Origin of the sequence: Marinobacter azerbaijanicus, from assembly GCF_030250645.1 — a bacterium.
In the GTDB taxonomy this organism is placed as follows: Bacteria; Pseudomonadota; Gammaproteobacteria; order Pseudomonadales; family Oleiphilaceae; genus Marinobacter; species Marinobacter azerbaijanicus.
Map to the genome: position 1 here is coordinate 1 of NZ_JASSVS010000016.1, position 15,687 is coordinate 15,687.

Below are 15,687 nucleotides of genomic sequence, written 5' to 3' on the forward strand. Positions count from 1 at the left end.
AGCACGCCTGGAAAGTGTGTAAGTCGAAAGGCTTCGAGGGTTCGAATCCCTCCCCCTCCGCCACAGAACATAGATAAGCCGCTGATTTGAGCGGCTTTTTCTTTGTCTGAAAAACGGCGGTCCCCCACCCAGTCCCCCAGTCGTTTCTAATGGTGCCACATCATCCAACCCTCTAAACTTTTCTTCATCATCGGGGACACCAACCAAGGGTGTTCAGGCATACGGCATTGGTCTCCCCGTTACCGCCTCACCGCGCCCTTAGATCACTCGTTCAATGCCCATCGTGAGCAGTGCTACAGCATGCATCTTGCTCATGTGAATCCAATCAGCCACCCAGGGTGCGGCTAGCTGGTTTCTACTTGAAGCGCTCCTCCCAGAAGCCCTGCGCATTAATGTGACTTTCATATTCCTTGTCGATCAGCCATTCAATTGTCTTGTTGATATTTTGTCCTCGCTGCTCGGATAGCCAATCAAGCTTGGCCTTAGTCTCTTTTCTTATATATGTATTTAAAGGTTTTTTTCCTTCTTGCTTTTGACGGTATTTTTTCTGGTCCCATGCTTTTTTCATACTTATTGTAAATAATTTCTTTGTGTCTTTATGGGTGTCGTTAAGATCTAGAGATGCAACGGTGGCAAGGTATTTTTCTGAATAGTTCATGGGCTTGAAGATCGAAAGGGCCATTTGGTGTTCGTTTAAATAATTCCACGCCCATTCGCATTGCTCGCTATTGGTTGGGGAAATAAACTTTAAAGGGTGAGCGTTATTATAAATAGTGGCCCAGGCTTCTTTCATGGTTTCAATAGTATTTGTTAAGAAGTCTAGCAAGTAACCAGTGGTGTCAAAAAAATAAATAATAGCTTCTAGTCTTTCTTTTTGGTTGCTTGGGTATATTCTTGGTTTACTATAGAAGTCAGTTTCGTTAAAGCCTTTATAGTTTTCGATAAAGGAGAATGCGGATTGTACGGGAGGTGTAATCGGCTTGATTATTAGCCTTCCCCAAGCCCAACAGCATGCTCTCTCGTCATTCTCCAACCATTCGAAAAATTCTCTAGGCAGCATGTATATATTTCTTTTATGGTTTAACCAGCTTATCTGATCTTCTCTTTCTTTTTCCTCGTGCATCAAGAGATAGTTTAAAACCTGCTGCCTGCAGGCATCATGGCTAATGGTCGTTCCGTCAGAGATTAAACCATGAGAAATAAGAATGTTTGAGTAAAAGACGAAGTCCCGTGATGAGGTGCCATCCAGTCCTCTGAATAATTCTCTCTTATTTCCTGTGTATACGCCCATAAGTATTTTCCGAGGTTATTAATAAATATTGTCCATCAATCAAGAAGTGGAACTACGTAGTTTTTTTGTCGTTTCTTCGTTGTTGCTCCATAGTGTTTGGCAGTTAGTTATGTAGGTTTTGCGTACCTTTTACGTCTTCTTGCGTAGGTGTCTCATCGTTCTGAATTTTTTATAAAACAGTATGTTACGGTTATTTTCTTGGGTTGTTCTCTGCATTTTCACCAATTTCTTCGCACAAAGCAAGAAGTGATAGGTGCCTGCTTTTTTAGTTCGACACCATAGATTTTTTTGGCTTCTCCATGTTAGCTGTTAATAATTTGTGTGCTTTTTCTCGAGGGTTCCTTATGGTGGTGGTAAGTTTGTATGCTCTCGACCCATCTCATGGGACAAATGGAGACTTTCTCATGAGACTTATCAAGCTTGCAAAGGTGATGAATGTCACAGGGCTCTCGCGCTCAACAATCTACAAGTATATTTCAGGTGGATGCTTCCCAAAGCCAGTCTCCTTGGGTATTAGGAATGTTGCTTGGGTTGAAAGTGAAGTAGAGGACTGGATCCTTGAGAAGATCAAGAAAAGAGACGAAGGAGACTTGGGTGCGAAGTTGTACTAAGTGTTTTGTTTTTGCATCAGTCTCTTGAAAAAAATAGTGTCATTGCCATCATAGGCTACTGTGGCGCCTAACAGGCGCCACAGTAGCCTATGCTTTAAATCTTATAAGTAACCTAGTTCTGCAAATGATTTGCAGCCCCCGCTTCCGATGACAATATGGTCAAGGACTCTAACCTCAACAATACATAGTGCTTCTTGAAGGCGCTTTGTGATGCGTCGGTCTGCGTCGCTCGGCTCGGGGTCGCCACTAGGGTGGTTGTGAACTAAAATCACAGCGGCGGCGTTGTGTGCCAAGGCCTGCTTGACTACCTCGCGGGGGTAAATGTTGGCCGAGTCAATCGTGCCCCGGAACAGCTCCTCAAAGCTGATCACGCGGTGCTGGCTATCGAGGAAGATGGCACTGAATACCTCGTGCTCGTAGTCTTGCAGCAGGATTTGCAGGTACTCGAACGCCAGCGTTGGCTGGGTGATTTTGCGTCCCCTGGCCAGACGGCGACGGGCAAAGGCCTTGGCGATGCTTAAGAGCTCCGCTTCGGTCACCGTGTCGGTGATGCGATAGGTACCGGCGGTCTCGCCGGCACTCAGCTTGCGATGATTCATAATTGTGCTCCTCAGGCCGCCATGACCATAGCCATGCGCCGCTCCAACTCCTCGTAGAACACCTCGACACGCTCGGCAATCGTGCGGATCAGTGCCTCGTCCCGGTAGGCCCGCTTCACGAACAGCGGCATGCCCGGCCAGTAGCTGACGAAGTCGATCCACTCCCGTTCGCTGACCCACAGGCCACCCTGGCACTGCGCCACGTGCTCCTGGGGCAGCTCATCGGCCAGAAGTAGCTCGATCTGGTACTTGGGCAACTTGGTCTTGATCTCCACCAGGCCGTTACTGTCCACCAGGCAGTCGGGGGAGTAGCCCACTTCGTGATTGAGGATGATGCCGACCTGCTCCAGACGAGGCAGGCCGGTAGCTTCCTGGTAGAGCTCCCGAGCCATCGGCTCCAGTTCGTGGCCACGTTGGGTATGGGCGTTGCCCTGGAAAGCATCCGCCGGCTCACCGGTAATGCGCTCGCCTATCAGCTGATGCATGTAGCTGATGGCGCCAGTACCGAAGCCCGCCGGGCCCTTGCCTTTGACGAGCAAGGTCTTCAGCTCGGACATGGTGACGATACCGAGGCGTGCGGCATGCCACTCGGGCGTGCCTTGTTCCAGTGTCAGGATCTGCATGACGATCTCCTTGTAACATGACGGCATAACGGCGAGGGGTAACCCTCGCCGATCGCTCAGTGACGTTGGTGGTTGGGTAAGGCCCGCTTCTGCAAGGAGGCGCGTAGCTTGTCGAAATCACTGCGGGGGACCCGCTCAACCTCGCCGTACTTGCCGACGAACCACTCCTGGGTGGTGACGGGGCAGGTGGTGATCAGCTGCTTGAGCTGACTCGCCTGGAACGGCGTGACTACCTTCACCGGTGGTGCGGCGCCATGACCGTTGTCGTCCTGCCCGCGGGTGGTGATGTTGAGCAACGCGCACAGCACGTAGCGCTTGCCGTAACTGGTCGATGAACCGAAGGCCTGCACAGCGTTCTTGCTGCCGCTGCTATCGGCCGGCAACAGCATGCTGGTCTCCTCACGGTGGCCGTCCTTGTGCATCAGCACACCAGTGACCTGAATACCGCGCTCCTGGGTTTGGATACGGAAACTCACCGCGAAGCCGTGCTGCTTCATGATCGGCCGCACGGTGTCGACGATATCCTCCAGGGTGGCGTAGGCCCCGTTATTGCTCTGGCCACGCTCGGCGATGCTCGGCAGCTCCGTTTGCATGGCCGCCATGGCGGCGCTGTAAGCCATCAGCGCCTGGCGATCAAGCACGCGCTCCTGCATCTGGAGCAGGCGCTCCATCTTGTCGATATCGACCTCAGGGTTGAGGGCGGCTCGCTCAATCACCTGAATGATCGCGGTACTCTCCTGAAGCGGCGACGCCGGGACCGGGACAGTCTCGGTGACCGTGGCCTGGCGGGTAGCCGGAGCCCGGTCGTTGGGCTTGCTGCGTAGGGTTTGGCTGGGTGTGGTCATGTGACCTCCTTTTACTGATAGTGCTTGAAGACGTCCTGGAGCTGATCGGCAGGCACCGGCTCCAGCGACACGACCACGCGAAACACCTGGCCCTGGGCCATCACGTGGGTCTGAGCTTGCTTCTCGTTAGCTCCGAGCAGCTGACGAGCCAGCTGCGTCAGCGCCCGACAGGCCTCCAGTGAGAGGGGCAGTGGCATGGGACCTCCAGAATCGAAAACGCCCGACCTGGTGGGGTCGGGCGCTATGCCGTGAAAGGGAAATTTGAACCTGATGGGCGCGACCGCAATGGGTACGTCATGTCAGGTGAGGATCAAGCCACCAGGGCCATGGCGGACTCGAGTGCCATGTCCTTGAGGCTCGCCCCCTGGCCGAACCAGGCAGAGTCCATTCGGTAGTCATTGCTGCGCGCCCGCTTCTCGTGGTCGACGTACTCGGTGATGGCGTTGAGCAGACCCCATGCGGTGCCCTGGGCGGAACACAGCTGCGATCCCCGCCCCTCGCCGTGGTAGAGCTTCTGTACACGATTGAGGGCGCGGTAATTGGGTAGCTTGGAAGGATCGTCCACCGGTTCTTCGGCGTTGCAAATCACTGCCTGGAAGTAGGTCTTCACTTCCTCCTTATTGACCTTGCGCTCGGCCAGGGTCTTCATGCGGTACATGAAGTCGTCCCACTGCGTGACCGAGATCCCCAGCTGCTGCTTGACGCGCTGCGGGTTGAACTCCGTGCTGTGCGGCACCTTTACCCCCTGACTCATGCCATCCACGGCAATGGTCAGGGTGTTGTTGCAGACCACCCGGACCGAGGTGGGCGTGGCTACGGTCGCTAGCGATCCGTCACAGGAGGTTGCCAGCAGCAGATAGGCGTTGACCTGATCCTGCCCCTTCAGCGCCGTGCCCAGCCCGCTGCGGGCCAGGGCCCAGAACTTGCGGCCCCCCTTGAGCACCCCGGCGGTCTCCAGCTCATAGCCCGCGTACTCGGTCAGGTCGCGATAGAACTCCAGCACCTCCTCCGGCTGGACCACCTTGTAGCGCTGGGAGACCACCGACAGCGGTGCCCGGGTATCCGAGCGATAGAGCACCTTCTGCTCGGGGAAGGAGTGGATGCTGCCCAGGTGGCCGACGCCATCGGCGATGAAGCGCACCGGGGATTCCTCGATATGCCAGTCCATGCCGGCCTGCTGCCGCCAGACCTCCAGGGGTTGATGACGCGACAGCTGCTGCCCCAGGCCGTGCCAAGGGGTGTCGCCGACGTAGGCCATCTGTTCGATTTGGTGTGCCATGGGTATAGCTCCTTGAGAAGTGACGATCACGGCATAACGGCCCGCCACCTCGAGGGCAGCGGGCTCGACATGACGTAGGGAAAAGGGAAGAGGGGGAAAATGGGGCTGGAGCGTGATCACGCGCTCGACTAGTCAGTGTGCGGGCGAAAGGTGTGATGACAGCGACAGCACTCGTAGTTGTCGAGAACCTTGCTATCCAGTTCCTCACCCAGCCTGGCTCCGGCGATGCCGCCGGCGGTGCCACCGACCAGCCCGCCGAACACCGCTCCGGCCAGACTGCCCAGGGCGATGCCTACCGGACCACCGATGGCTCCTATCGTCGCCCCCGCCTTGGCGCCCCCAAGGGCACCGGCTGCTCCACTGGCGCTACCGGCTGCCGCGCCGGTGACGCCGCCCACCTTGCGCCCGTAGTTGCGTGATACCACCTGGTGCGAGCCGCAGCTCGGACAGTAAATCGACATGCTCACCTCCTGTTCGAAAGATGTCGTTTCGTGAAGCCACCGGGTGGGGCTCCAAGGAGGTAATACGGGGCTGAGATCGGGTTATTTCGATTCGGCGGACCTGAGGCTTGCCACAACAATCTGTTTTGTAAAGGTTTTTTCGCGTTTAAAGCAGCCAAGGCTACGCGCTCTGAAATGATAAGCGGGTGGAACGTTAGCGACGCGGCATTTAGCATGCAAACTAAAAAAAATCAACAATTTTTGTGTTTTTTTCAACTATAACAATGACCTGCATCAAATTTAGCGGTTCTATGTGGCCATCTGCCTCATGTCGCTTACTGAGTGGCCGATATGGGTCAGGACTGATAAAGCAATCGGGGTGACTCGGCGCCTGTCAGTCAGCAAAAGACAAAGAACGATATGACGATGCAGCTGATTAGGGGGCACTATGAAACGTTTGCTTGGGAATCTTTCGATCAAGGCTGGATTGACCGGTGTGCTCGGTCTTTTTATCGCTTTGATTATGTTGGTGTCTTTCTTAGGCTACCAGTCCAGCCAGCTAGGAAGCGCATCCATCCAGGAGCTCAACACGATAAACGTTCAGCAGCTGAATGAGCTCAACCGGGCGCAGGTGAACGTTGCTGATACCCAATTAGGCTTTCTTAACCATCTTGATGCCATAAACGAAGGCGATCCAGCATTGGCCAGACGCTACTTGGAGATGAGTGAGCGTTTTCTTGATAGTGCACAGGAGCGTTTTAACGCCTTTCAAGTTGTCCCTAAGTCCGAGCAGGGTCGGCCCTACGCGGATCGCTTAGAAGACATTTTCACCCGCTTGGTTGAGCGCGGGCTGGAGCCGCAACTGGCAGCGCTTCAGCAAGGCAACGAAAGCGCCTATCGGGCCGCCAAGCGAGAAGGCGATGCCATCAACCAGGAGTTCATCGAGGCCAACCGGGATTTCGTGACTTACGCCAATGAGCGGGGAGCCAACCTGATGGAGCACTTTGCCGACACCATGCAGACGTATGGAACGATTGGTCTGGCGGCACTGCTGCTGGTGGTTATATGTGTGGCCGCCGTTCGTGTTGGCATGATGCGTATTCTGATACGCCCTTTGCAAGAAGCGGTACAGCACTTCGAGCAGATAGCCAAGGGGGATCTATCCCAGAGGATTACCGACCGAGGACGCAATGAGATCGGGCAGCTCTTTGCCGCAATGCAGCACATGCAGACGGGGTTACAGCAAACCGTCGCTACGGTGCGAGACAGCAGCGGCTCGATCCATATCGGTGCACGGGAAATCGCCAGCGGTAACGCCGACCTTTCCTCGCGCACCGAGGAGCAGGCAGCTTCCCTACAGGAAACCGCTGCGAGCATGGACCAACTGACTGCTACAGTGCGGCAGAATGCAGAGAACGCCCGTCAAGCCAGTGCGCTGGCCAAGGAGGCGTCGAGCACTGCCGGACGGGGTGGGAAAGTGGTAGAGGAAGTCGTGCATACCATGCATGGCATTACCGAGAGTTCACGCAAAGTAGCGGATATCATCAGCGTGATCGACTCGATCGCCTTCCAGACCAATATCTTGGCACTGAATGCCTCAGTTGAAGCGGCACGTGCCGGTGAGCAGGGGCGTGGTTTCGCGGTGGTAGCCAGTGAGGTGCGCAACCTAGCGAGCCGCAGCGCGGAAGCCGCCGGCGAGATCAAACGACTAATTGAAGCCTCCTCTGAACAGGTCGATAAGGGCTCATCGCTGGTTGAAAGCGCTGGCACTACGATGCAGGAAATTCTCACTTCGGTGCGTCGAGTGACCGATATCATGGACGAAATCTCAGCTGCCTCCCAAGAGCAGAGCTCTGGCATCGAGCAGGTCAATACAGCCGTCACGCAGATGGACGAGGTCACCCAACAGAATGCCGCTCTAGTCGAACAGGCTTCGGCCGCGGCGGCGTCGCTTGAAGCGCAGGCGGCCCAACTGGAAGCTGCTGTGGCTACCTTCCGCCTGTCAGACAACCAGCCGTCGGGAATGCTCGAGGACCCCCGCGTAGCGGCAATCAAGAGCGGCTCCCGCGAAGTGAGCAAGCTGGTCAAAAAGCTGGCAGCGCCTACCAGTACTCACGAAGGAGAATGGGCCGAGTTCTAAGTACTCATGCGTACTGCTTGCCGGAGCTAGGTGCGCTCCGGCAAGCATACGCCAAAGAGCTGCGACCAAGGTCACCTTGGATGGAAAGAGAGAAATGTTACAAACTGATAAGAATTCTTGCGCTACCGTTGGTGACTAACGAATACTCAAGCTTGCCTAGGAAGCAGCGATCGTTTGTTGAGTTGTTCGGCTGTATGCCAGAGGCTAACACTAGGCGGCTCGCCAGTCAGCCGTGAGCTTGCCTCCCAACTCGTACGCCTTCGGTTTTTGACTCAGCTATGCCCTCCATGAAGGGGCACGCTCTGAACAACCACAAAGGAAGGCGCGACCATGAAACAACAGCCCCTCCGCGCTTACCTGACCCGGCTGATCTGGCTGAGCATTTTACCCTTAGTATTTCTATCCATCTGGTTAGCATGGGAAAGTGTGCGTGACCGGGAGCAGGACCTAAGGAAGAAAGCACATCACCTTGCTCACAACGTGTCCAGTGCCATCGAACAAACACTGGATTCACATATCCGAGCCTTATCTCTGCTGGCGGACTCGCCCTTGGCAGGTAACCCAGATCGCTGGCCAGAACTGTATGCCGAGGCACAAGCATTCCGGGAACGCTTTGAGAGCCATGTCATCTTTGCGGATACCGGCGATCCGATGCGCATGCACTTCCATACACGCCTTCCTTTTGGAGAAGAACTGCCTCCCGTTCCCCGACCGGAAGGCCGGGCGGCTGCCCCCCAGGCTCTAGCGACGGGACAACCTGCGGTGGGGGACAGTTTTGCAGGTCCCATAGCTGAGGAAACCCTGGTGGCCATCGCCGTTCCGGGCGGGCGTGGCGAGCAGATAGAGCATTTACTCCCCCAGAGGATATACCTCGCCTATTGGCAAATGTCGCAGAAGTGGCAAGCCAGACAAATCCCGTCTATCACCTGGGAGACGTTGAAGCATGGCGACACTACACCAGGGACGGCAGGCAGCTTGATGTCGAGATCCACTCTCACGCGTTGCAGTATGACGGCCAGCCAGCAGAGCTGGTACTTGCCCACGATATAACTGACCGTTTGCAAGCCGAAGCGGCATTGCGACATAGCGAAGCCGAGTTCCGCGGCAACCGTCCATCTCAAGCATCAGGAGCGTGTATGGCAGACGCAGAAAGATGATGCTTGGGGTAATCAGGGTTCTAGCGAACCCTGTTTCCTAGTGGACCTTCCTATCGTCAGCACAGTCCGCATGGTTGACGAGTCCGCTGCGCGGCGCCGCTCAGGGCACCGGCCGCGCCACTGGCACTACCGGCCGCCGCGCCGGTGACACCGCTCACCTTGCGCCCGTAGTTGCGTGATACCACCTGATGCGATCCGCAGCTCGGGCAGTGAATCGACATGCTCACCTCCTGTTCGAAAGACGTCGTTTCGTGAAGCCGTCGGGTGGGGCTTCATGGAGGTGAAAAGGGATGGAATCGACTCGGCCTTCGACCAGCCAGAAACCCTGTGAAAACCCTGTCTTCGACACTAACTTTTTCAAATGCTTAGGGGCGGAATCGCCCCGTCTACGGTCGAATTTGAGGGGTCATGTCGCCCATTTTGCCCGGTTTTCGCTGCCCGGCTAATTGGCTATATATGTTATTGGCGGTAATCAGTAGCTCTATAGCGAGTATCCATAGCACCTGAGAGATCAATGGGCTCACGAAGTAAGAGCCCAAGAGATAGCTCAGCAGAGTGAGGTAGATGACGATGGAACTCATCCGATAGGACACCCCACCAGCACGCCCTGACGAAGAAGACGACTGCCAAGAGCCATCGATTCAACGAGACCCATGAGGGAGTGACGGCAGCGCCACGTCACGATGTCTCCAAGGCGATCAGCCAGCGAATCCATGAACAGGCCTCTGGGGGGGCCTGATGCGTGCTTGCTGTCGACGTAAATCTCTACACGCCTCGGCGATGGTACGAGCAAACCGCTCCCAGACCATCAAGAGAGGCGTTTCCCATGTACGACGAGGTTTACGACGATACCCTGAGCGAAGCCGACATGCTGGCCATCTCCCAGAGCATGAGCAGCAGCGTGCTAACGACTTCCACCCTGGGCCAGGAGATCGCCACCCTTTCCGACCACCTGTGGCGACAGGACGTGATCGAGGCCGATCGGCAGCTGAAAGCCTTGGCCGCCGCGGAGCCGCTGTTGCAGAGTGAACGGGTGATCCTGCCGGATGGGTACGGCAGCAATATCGTGGTGTTAACGCCGGATGCGCTCCTGGATACGCTGACCACGCTCTACACGGTGCTGGTGACGATCTTCCAGGAGACCGAGATCGGGGAGCATTATCGGCCGAGCCCTTACGCCAAGCGCTTCCTGTGGGCGTTTGCCAGCTGTGCCTACCTGCACGAAGCGGGGTTTCATGAACCGCCGACCATGAGCCGACAGATCGCCGAACAGACGGTCATCGACCTCAATAAACGGCTGACGGCTTGGTATCAAGGCCTGAAGCAGCCGGACTTTGCCTACGAGTGCAGCCGCAATCGTCGCAACAGCGGCAAAAACTACCAGCGTCTTCGCCACTTGGTGGACGCGCTGTTCGCTCGCCACAGTCGCATGACGGTGCTGCGGGTGGATCTGGGCTACACCAAGTTCGATGGCCCCTACATCGATTACGAGACGGCGCGCTACCACCGCGAGCAGCTGTGTCTGGCGTTCCACTCTAGCCAGCTGTTCGATCACCTGATCGGCTACGCCTGGAAGCTGGAGTGGCAACCCGTGAAGGGCTTCCATTACCACTTCTTGTTCTTCTTCGAGGGGCGCCAGGTGCAGGAAGACATTACCCAGGCTCGGCGCATCGGTGAATTCTGGCAGCATGCGATCACCGGCAGCCAAGGGAGGTACTACAACTGCAACCTCGACGCAGAGGGTAGATACCATTACAACGCGATGGGGTGCATTGACTATCACGACTTCGAGAAGCAGCGTGGGCTGGACTATATCGCCCGTTACTTGACCAAGGTCGACGAATACGCCGCCATGCTGGTAACGGGTCGTACCTTTCAGACCAGCAGTCCCTCCGGATCTTTCTTCGGGCCTCGCCCTGGACGCCCACGACAATACCGCCGCCACTAGGTGTTACTGCGGCCTCATTTTTGACACCCGTTTGCCTCTTCTTTGTAAGGTACCTGAGATAACGGGAAGAATCCGGCGGTACATGACAAAGCATCGGGGACGACGCTGCTTCGGGGTGAGCAGAGACGTATTGCTGCGAGGAGTTCAAAAAATCCCACTTCGACTCCCCTCCCGGGAGAGCATCACCACGGCGATCCTCTCAGTACCCAGTAGCGCAGTGAGCTCGCTCTGCTGCTGGTTCACCCATCACAGGAGATGATCACCATGGCAAAAGGTAAGACAAACATGACCCAGGCAGCTGCCTCACGTATCCAGAGCAGCACGGCGAAATCGAACGGCGGCAAAGTGTCACCGGGTGACTTTGCTGCTCGAGCTACCAGGGCGGCCGCTCACAACACTGGTGGTAATGGCGGTAAGAAGTAGCTGTAGGGTCCAGTGCTAAGGCCCAGGTTCACCGCTGGTGGCCTGGGTCTTGGCATGTGCCCAGTACTGGGGGTATCGCGAGAACTTCTGTACTAACCATTCAAAATCCAAATCCTCGGCAAGGGCTGGCTGTTCTTGAACTAGCTGGTTCAACAGGGTCCTTTCCTGTTCGATCCATCTGGTCCAGACGGTGGCTACGCGTGTCATGATAAATGGAAAGAAAGCGCCATAGTTCTCACCAGTAATAGACTCTAGAAAATCGGTCAACTGATCGGTATCGGGGACAGTTCCAGCCCTCCATTCCTTTAACCTGGAAAGCCGGGTCGCATCGGCAGCATTCTTGATGTCTTCTTGATCCGCCTGGCCTCTGACTCTTGTCCTCCCCTCGTTAGGGCGAGGCAAGTGCTGCGCCATGAGTCGGTACGACATCGGCCTCTCGCCGAGTGGCGAGAGAACATCTCGCCAGAATTCGTAAAGCTGATACGTTGGAGTTGTTAGCTTTCCCTTTGTAAGCAGAGGCATCAGTTTCCCCATACCACCGTGGTTGACCAGAGCATCTGCTAGTTTGCATGGCATCTTAAGCGATTCTTTTATTTCCAGCATGTCAGCCATGATGTTGGCAAGGAGTTGATGGTAAAAATCGACTCGAAGGCAAAATAAACATTTTAGAACGTCTGCTACCATCGGCGTCGTTCTCGGCTGTCCAGGCCGACTGGTATCGATCATTGCAGCGCTATAGTTTTGGATCTCGTGTGAGTTTAGCAAGGTGTGGTGTCGGAACGCTTCGCAAATAGTTTTGCGCATTAGAGTAAGCTTCTCTTCTGGCAAGGCCTGCATCTTCCTGGATTGATGACATGACAGGATTAGCTCCCTTTCCGCTTTGGCGCGCCTCTTCAGAAAAGAGAATGTCAGGGGGAGATCGAGTTTCTGTATCGGCTGATGTCTGTTGATTCCCTCGAGAAGTCCTTGGCTGAATATCAGCCACTTGGTTCCGTTGGTATTGCTGGCTACGGGCTCTGTCGGAGTAATACGATTGAGCAGTTCTGTGACGTTTTTTTGTTCTAGAACTCTATGGAGGTTGCTCTCGATTCTTTCGGCAGTGCGAGGAGACACCCCATTCTGACAGGCCTTCCTTAGTGTCTTTCGGTCGACCCGTGCTGGCTCAAAATGTTCATCTTCCTGCATCCGATAGAGGAGCGTGTGCATACCGGTGCATTTGTCGTCGATCCAGCCGACAAGCTCCCATACTGGTGGCATAAACGGGAATAGTGCTTCGGGTGTATCAATGATTACCTTCTCTGCCATGGGGTGTCCTGCCAAGGCTGCTGGCGTCCTGCACCGGCTGATGTCCCTAACCCTAACCTATGTACTAGCAGTGGTGGCAGGCCATTAAGTATAATTTTCTAGTTCAGTCGAAGCTGTCATGATGCTGCGGTGAAGGTATGGCTACGCTTGGGCACTGCAGCAGTGACCCGTGGGGTACCATCCCCGTAGGGCTCACAGAGAGAATTGGGTTGATAATGAGAAGAATTATTTTTTTTGCGTTGTTATGGCTGATGTCGATGGCCACGGCAGTGGCAATGCCGATCGGGATGACGACGGCGCAGTCGTTGAATGTCCGATCAGCGCCCTCGGGTGAGGTGGTGGCCTCTTTGCCAATGGGCACGGTCGCTGGCGTGCTGGATATGGAGGGGAACTGGCTGAAGATCATGTACTTCGAGGGAGGGGGCACCAATCGTTCTAGAGAAGGTTGGATCCATAGCCAGCACTTCCGCTTGACCTCTGCGTCCGGTGTCGGTGGTTCGAGCTGCGATACGGAATATCGTTCTGGGGCAGAGGTCTGCTTGAATATCATTAATACCAACCTTGATTGTCGCGAAGACTTATCCAGCGACACCTACCGGAGCTGCGACGTCACTGCCGAGTACGAACTGACGACCGACTACCGTGGGCAATCGTCCCTAGGTGTGGATGTCTCCTGCGACGCCGAGATTACCCACCAGACCGTCAACGGCAGGCGGCGGAGTAGTTCAGAGTCAGAGTGGTTCAGCCATTCGCTGTATTCTCAGGGCTCAGACTGGGATGCGATGAATCTTTCCTTCAGTTTCAATAGCTTTGATGATATCTATCGGGTTCAACTTGATTCGGTGACGTGTAGGATCGAGAGCATACAGCTGTGGTAACCAAAGCTAAGAAAAGCGGAGCTTGCCTTGCACCTCAACACGCGCCAGCCCGGCTGGAGCTGACCTTTCCTCAATCGGTATGGCCGATAGAGCCACTTACCGGGCAGGGCGTGTCAAGTCAGTAGACTAAGGGCGAGCCTCCCGGCTGGAGCTATGCCCAGAGAGGCAATCCAGATGCTGCCTCTCGCGATTAACTGTGACCTGGCGTAACATGAATTTCTTCATGAGAGGTACGAGAAGGCTCTCGTTAATACATGTTTTTTCAACGTATTGGCGTCAAGCTTTCAGGCACGCAGGGGACACCATGATCAAGGATGCAGCAACGCTGGCCGAGCTGCGCGTGCTCGTCGGCTACCTGGGGGAGCAGTCACCGGCCTGGTGGAGCTCTCACTTCTTCGGCCCATCGGCCATGGCCTTTCTGACGCCTGTGTTTGGCCGATCTGCTCGGCAGGCGCAGTACCAAGGGGTGCTGGAGGCTGCCCGGCGTGTTCATGATGAACACATCGGCATAGGCCGCACCCTGCACCTCTTCCATATGCCGGAGCACTATGAACAGGGAGCAGCCAGCCTGGTTGCCGATCGCGAGCGGGTCGAAGCGTTATTTGCCCACATCGATTCGCCACAGAGCGTACAGGCCCGCCTGGAAGCGCTGGCCTCGCCGCAGAAGGCAAAGGAAGGTCCCGTCGTCGTCGGCGACCTTGGCGATAGCCTGGCGATGCCCCTTGCCACCATGGCCGGCCTCTATCTGGACGCGTTCCGGCGCGGCATTCAGACCTACCCCTACCTGCGGGAGGCGCAGTGAGCCAACCGCCTCTCTACACGACTCAGCTTCAGGCCGGCCTGGGATTGATCGAGGAAACCCAGCGGCTCCTCGAGCTCTATGAGCCCGGGATGCGCTATCCCCAGCTGTTCACCAAGGCACTCGAGTCAGGCCAGTTTCCGCTGGTCTCGGCGAGACGATTGGATAATATCGTTCGAGAATGTTTCGGGCCGCGCTACCTGCGCCAGCCGGGCGTCGCCGAGTGGCTGAAGCAGCTGCTGCCCCATCTCGATAGCGACGCGCGCCGCCAGCTGTTGATGCTGCACACCGCCCGGGCCAATCCCATCCTGGCCGACTTCATCCGCGAGGTGTACTGGCCCCGCTATACCTCCGGTCGAGATTCTCTCTCTCGCGATGACGCGCTGCGCTTCGTCGAGGATGCCGTGCGCGCGGGTAGGACACAGAAACGCTGGGCCGATAGCACCATCAGCCGGATTTCTAGCTACCTGCTCAGCGCTTGCGCCGACTTCGGCCTGCTGGAGTCTCGCCGCAGCGGGCCACGCCGGCTCTATTCCGTGCGACTCTCCACCCGCGTGGCCGGCTACCTGGCCTATCACCTCAAATTCCAGGGGCTCGGTGACAACCAGGTGCTCAATCACCCCGACTGGCAGCTCTTCGGCCTGGAGCGCGCGGACGTGCGCGAGCAATTCAAGCGGCTATCGCTCGAGGGTCTGCTGATCATGCAGACCGCCGGTAACGTCACGCATATCAGCTGGCAGCACAAGAACATGCAGGAGGTAGTCAATGTCCTCGCTGGATACTGACTTCAACGAACTGATAGAGCGGATACGCCACGGTCGCGAGTTCGGCCACGCCAGCTTCGAGCCGATCTTCTACCTAGTGTTTCGCCCCGAGCAGATCCTTTCCGTGAAGCGACATCTGACCGCCTGGAAGAGCCGGCTGAGCAACGAGGGCTGGGACGTTCACACCTTCTCAATCGCTGAGGCGGTCGACGAGATCCTCGCACAGGCCCGCATGCGCAAGATCTGGCTGACGGCTGACCAACGCAACCCCCTGGACTGGAAGAAGACCAATGCGTCTCTCGCCAATGCCGTGGCCAACGGGGCGCTTCAGGAGCGGCTCGAAGCCAAGCTGACCGAACTGGAGGGCCAGCCGGGCAGCATCCTGCTCGTCACAGACCTGGAGGCGCTGCACCCCTATATGCGCATCGGGGTGATCGAAGGGCAGCTCCAGGGGCGCTTCCACGTGCCCACCGTGTTCCTCTACCCCGGAGTACGCACCGGCAAGACGCGGCTCAAATTTCTGGGCTTCTACCCCGAAGATGGTAACTACCGGTCGGTCCACGTCGGCGGCTAAGGAAGGAATGA

The 15,687-nt window shown here is 56.3% G+C and carries 18 protein-coding genes; 10 read left to right on the top strand and 8 right to left on the bottom strand.

Annotated features, from left to right (window positions below; genetic code table 11):
* Positions 1–355: 355 nt before the first annotated feature.
* Positions 356–1,291 carry a hypothetical protein gene (locus tag QPM17_RS21240; RefSeq protein WP_285393669.1) on the bottom strand — a complete coding sequence of 312 codons (936 nt, stop codon included), beginning with the start codon at positions 1,289–1,291 and terminating at the stop codon, positions 356–358.
* A gap of 404 nt (positions 1,292–1,695) precedes the next feature.
* Here QPM17_RS21240 and QPM17_RS21245 point away from each other — a divergent pair, with 404 nt between their 5' ends.
* Positions 1,696–1,902: a helix-turn-helix transcriptional regulator gene (locus tag QPM17_RS21245; protein ID WP_285393670.1), complete on the top strand. Its 207-nt coding sequence runs from the start codon at positions 1,696–1,698 to the stop codon at positions 1,900–1,902.
* A gap of 101 nt (positions 1,903–2,003) precedes the next feature.
* On the opposite strand, the gene radC is transcribed toward QPM17_RS21245, so the two are convergent.
* From radC to QPM17_RS21275, 6 genes are all read right to left on the bottom strand, one after another.
* Positions 2,004–2,501: a RadC family protein gene (gene radC, locus QPM17_RS21250; protein WP_285393672.1), complete on the bottom strand. Its 498-nt coding sequence runs from the start codon at positions 2,499–2,501 to the stop codon at positions 2,004–2,006.
* Between the two features lie 11 nt (positions 2,502–2,512).
* A complete protein-coding gene (locus QPM17_RS21255; protein WP_285393673.1) occupies positions 2,513–3,124 on the bottom strand; it encodes a lambda exonuclease family protein in 612 nt (203 codons plus the stop codon).
* A gap of 56 nt (positions 3,125–3,180) precedes the next feature.
* Positions 3,181–3,969 (bottom strand): ERF family protein, encoded by a 789-nt coding sequence (locus tag QPM17_RS21260; protein ID WP_285393675.1) that lies wholly within the window; start codon positions 3,967–3,969, stop codon positions 3,181–3,183.
* Positions 3,970–3,980: 11 nt separating this feature from the next.
* Positions 3,981–4,166, bottom strand: coding sequence for a hypothetical protein (locus QPM17_RS21265; RefSeq protein WP_285393677.1), 186 nt, complete (start codon positions 4,164–4,166; stop codon positions 3,981–3,983).
* Positions 4,167–4,279: 113 nt separating this feature from the next.
* Entirely contained in the window at positions 4,280–5,248 is a 969-nt protein-coding gene (locus tag QPM17_RS21270) for a DUF932 domain-containing protein (protein ID WP_285393679.1), read from the bottom strand.
* A 128-nt stretch (positions 5,249–5,376) separates the two neighbouring features.
* The gene (locus QPM17_RS21275; RefSeq protein WP_285393680.1) at positions 5,377–5,709 is read right to left on the bottom strand and encodes a hypothetical protein; all 333 of its coding nucleotides are present in this window, start codon (positions 5,707–5,709) and stop codon (positions 5,377–5,379) included.
* A 427-nt stretch (positions 5,710–6,136) separates the two neighbouring features.
* Between QPM17_RS21275 and QPM17_RS21280 the strand changes: the two genes are divergently transcribed.
* From QPM17_RS21280 to QPM17_RS21295, 5 genes are all read left to right on the top strand, one after another.
* Positions 6,137–7,828 (top strand): methyl-accepting chemotaxis protein, encoded by a 1,692-nt coding sequence (locus tag QPM17_RS21280; protein ID WP_285393682.1) that lies wholly within the window; start codon positions 6,137–6,139, stop codon positions 7,826–7,828.
* A gap of 330 nt (positions 7,829–8,158) precedes the next feature.
* Positions 8,159–8,878 (top strand): hypothetical protein, encoded by a 720-nt coding sequence (locus QPM17_RS21285; RefSeq protein ID WP_285393684.1) that lies wholly within the window; start codon positions 8,159–8,161, stop codon positions 8,876–8,878.
* A complete protein-coding gene (locus QPM17_RS23855; protein ID WP_422732792.1) occupies positions 8,815–8,985 on the top strand; it encodes a hypothetical protein in 171 nt (56 codons plus the stop codon). Before QPM17_RS21285 ends, QPM17_RS23855 begins: the two co-directional genes overlap by 64 nt.
* An 826-nt stretch (positions 8,986–9,811) precedes the next feature.
* Positions 9,812–10,933 (top strand): YagK/YfjJ domain-containing protein, encoded by a 1,122-nt coding sequence (locus QPM17_RS21290; RefSeq protein ID WP_285393686.1) that lies wholly within the window; start codon positions 9,812–9,814, stop codon positions 10,931–10,933.
* 264 nt (positions 10,934–11,197) lie between these two features.
* Positions 11,198–11,356 (top strand): hypothetical protein, encoded by a 159-nt coding sequence (locus QPM17_RS21295; protein WP_285393688.1) that lies wholly within the window; start codon positions 11,198–11,200, stop codon positions 11,354–11,356.
* A gap of 15 nt (positions 11,357–11,371) precedes the next feature.
* On the opposite strand, the gene QPM17_RS21300 is transcribed toward QPM17_RS21295, so the two are convergent.
* Positions 11,372–12,661, bottom strand: a complete 1,290-nt coding sequence (locus tag QPM17_RS21300; RefSeq protein WP_285393690.1) for a hypothetical protein — start codon at positions 12,659–12,661, stop codon at positions 11,372–11,374.
* 215 nt (positions 12,662–12,876) lie between these two features.
* On the opposite strand from QPM17_RS21300, the gene QPM17_RS21305 reads away from it, so the two are divergent.
* The 4 genes from QPM17_RS21305 (at position 12,877) to QPM17_RS21320 (ending at position 15,676) form a co-directional block, all read left to right on the top strand.
* The gene (locus QPM17_RS21305) at positions 12,877–13,539 is read left to right on the top strand and encodes an SH3 domain-containing protein (RefSeq protein WP_285393692.1); all 663 of its coding nucleotides are present in this window, start codon (positions 12,877–12,879) and stop codon (positions 13,537–13,539) included.
* Positions 13,540–13,843: 304 nt separating this feature from the next.
* The gene (locus tag QPM17_RS21310) at positions 13,844–14,341 is read left to right on the top strand and encodes a BrxE family protein (RefSeq protein WP_285393695.1); all 498 of its coding nucleotides are present in this window, start codon (positions 13,844–13,846) and stop codon (positions 14,339–14,341) included.
* Positions 14,338–15,123 (top strand): DUF1819 family protein, encoded by a 786-nt coding sequence (locus tag QPM17_RS21315; protein ID WP_285393697.1) that lies wholly within the window; start codon positions 14,338–14,340, stop codon positions 15,121–15,123. The genes QPM17_RS21310 and QPM17_RS21315 overlap by 4 nt, the downstream gene beginning before the upstream one ends.
* Positions 15,104–15,676 (top strand): BREX protein BrxB domain-containing protein, encoded by a 573-nt coding sequence (locus QPM17_RS21320; protein WP_285393699.1) that lies wholly within the window; start codon positions 15,104–15,106, stop codon positions 15,674–15,676. Before QPM17_RS21315 ends, QPM17_RS21320 begins: the two co-directional genes overlap by 20 nt.
* The last annotated feature ends 11 nt before the right edge of the window (positions 15,677–15,687 follow it).

Coding starts and splice junctions, on each gene's coding strand:
- QPM17_RS21240 (WP_285393669.1), bottom strand. CDS start 1,291: ATGGGCGTATACACAGGAAATAAGAGAGAATTATTCAGAGGACTGGAT.
- QPM17_RS21245 (WP_285393670.1), top strand. CDS start 1,696: ATGAGACTTATCAAGCTTGCAAAGGTGATGAATGTCACAGGGCTCTCG.
- radC (WP_285393672.1), bottom strand. CDS start 2,501: ATGAATCATCGCAAGCTGAGTGCCGGCGAGACCGCCGGTACCTATCGC.
- QPM17_RS21255 (WP_285393673.1), bottom strand. CDS start 3,124: ATGCAGATCCTGACACTGGAACAAGGCACGCCCGAGTGGCATGCCGCA.
- QPM17_RS21260 (WP_285393675.1), bottom strand. CDS start 3,969: ATGACCACACCCAGCCAAACCCTACGCAGCAAGCCCAACGACCGGGCT.
- QPM17_RS21265 (WP_285393677.1), bottom strand. CDS start 4,166: ATGCCACTGCCCCTCTCACTGGAGGCCTGTCGGGCGCTGACGCAGCTG.
- QPM17_RS21270 (WP_285393679.1), bottom strand. CDS start 5,248: ATGGCACACCAAATCGAACAGATGGCCTACGTCGGCGACACCCCTTGG.
- QPM17_RS21275 (WP_285393680.1), bottom strand. CDS start 5,709: ATGTCGATTTACTGTCCGAGCTGCGGCTCGCACCAGGTGGTATCACGC.
- QPM17_RS21280 (WP_285393682.1), top strand. CDS start 6,137: ATGAAACGTTTGCTTGGGAATCTTTCGATCAAGGCTGGATTGACCGGT.
- QPM17_RS21285 (WP_285393684.1), top strand. CDS start 8,159: ATGAAACAACAGCCCCTCCGCGCTTACCTGACCCGGCTGATCTGGCTG.
- QPM17_RS21290 (WP_285393686.1), top strand. CDS start 9,812: ATGTACGACGAGGTTTACGACGATACCCTGAGCGAAGCCGACATGCTG.
- QPM17_RS21295 (WP_285393688.1), top strand. CDS start 11,198: ATGGCAAAAGGTAAGACAAACATGACCCAGGCAGCTGCCTCACGTATC.
- QPM17_RS21300 (WP_285393690.1), bottom strand. CDS start 12,661: ATGGCAGAGAAGGTAATCATTGATACACCCGAAGCACTATTCCCGTTT.
- QPM17_RS21305 (WP_285393692.1), top strand. CDS start 12,877: ATGAGAAGAATTATTTTTTTTGCGTTGTTATGGCTGATGTCGATGGCC.
- QPM17_RS21310 (WP_285393695.1), top strand. CDS start 13,844: ATGATCAAGGATGCAGCAACGCTGGCCGAGCTGCGCGTGCTCGTCGGC.
- QPM17_RS21320 (WP_285393699.1), top strand. CDS start 15,104: ATGTCCTCGCTGGATACTGACTTCAACGAACTGATAGAGCGGATACGC.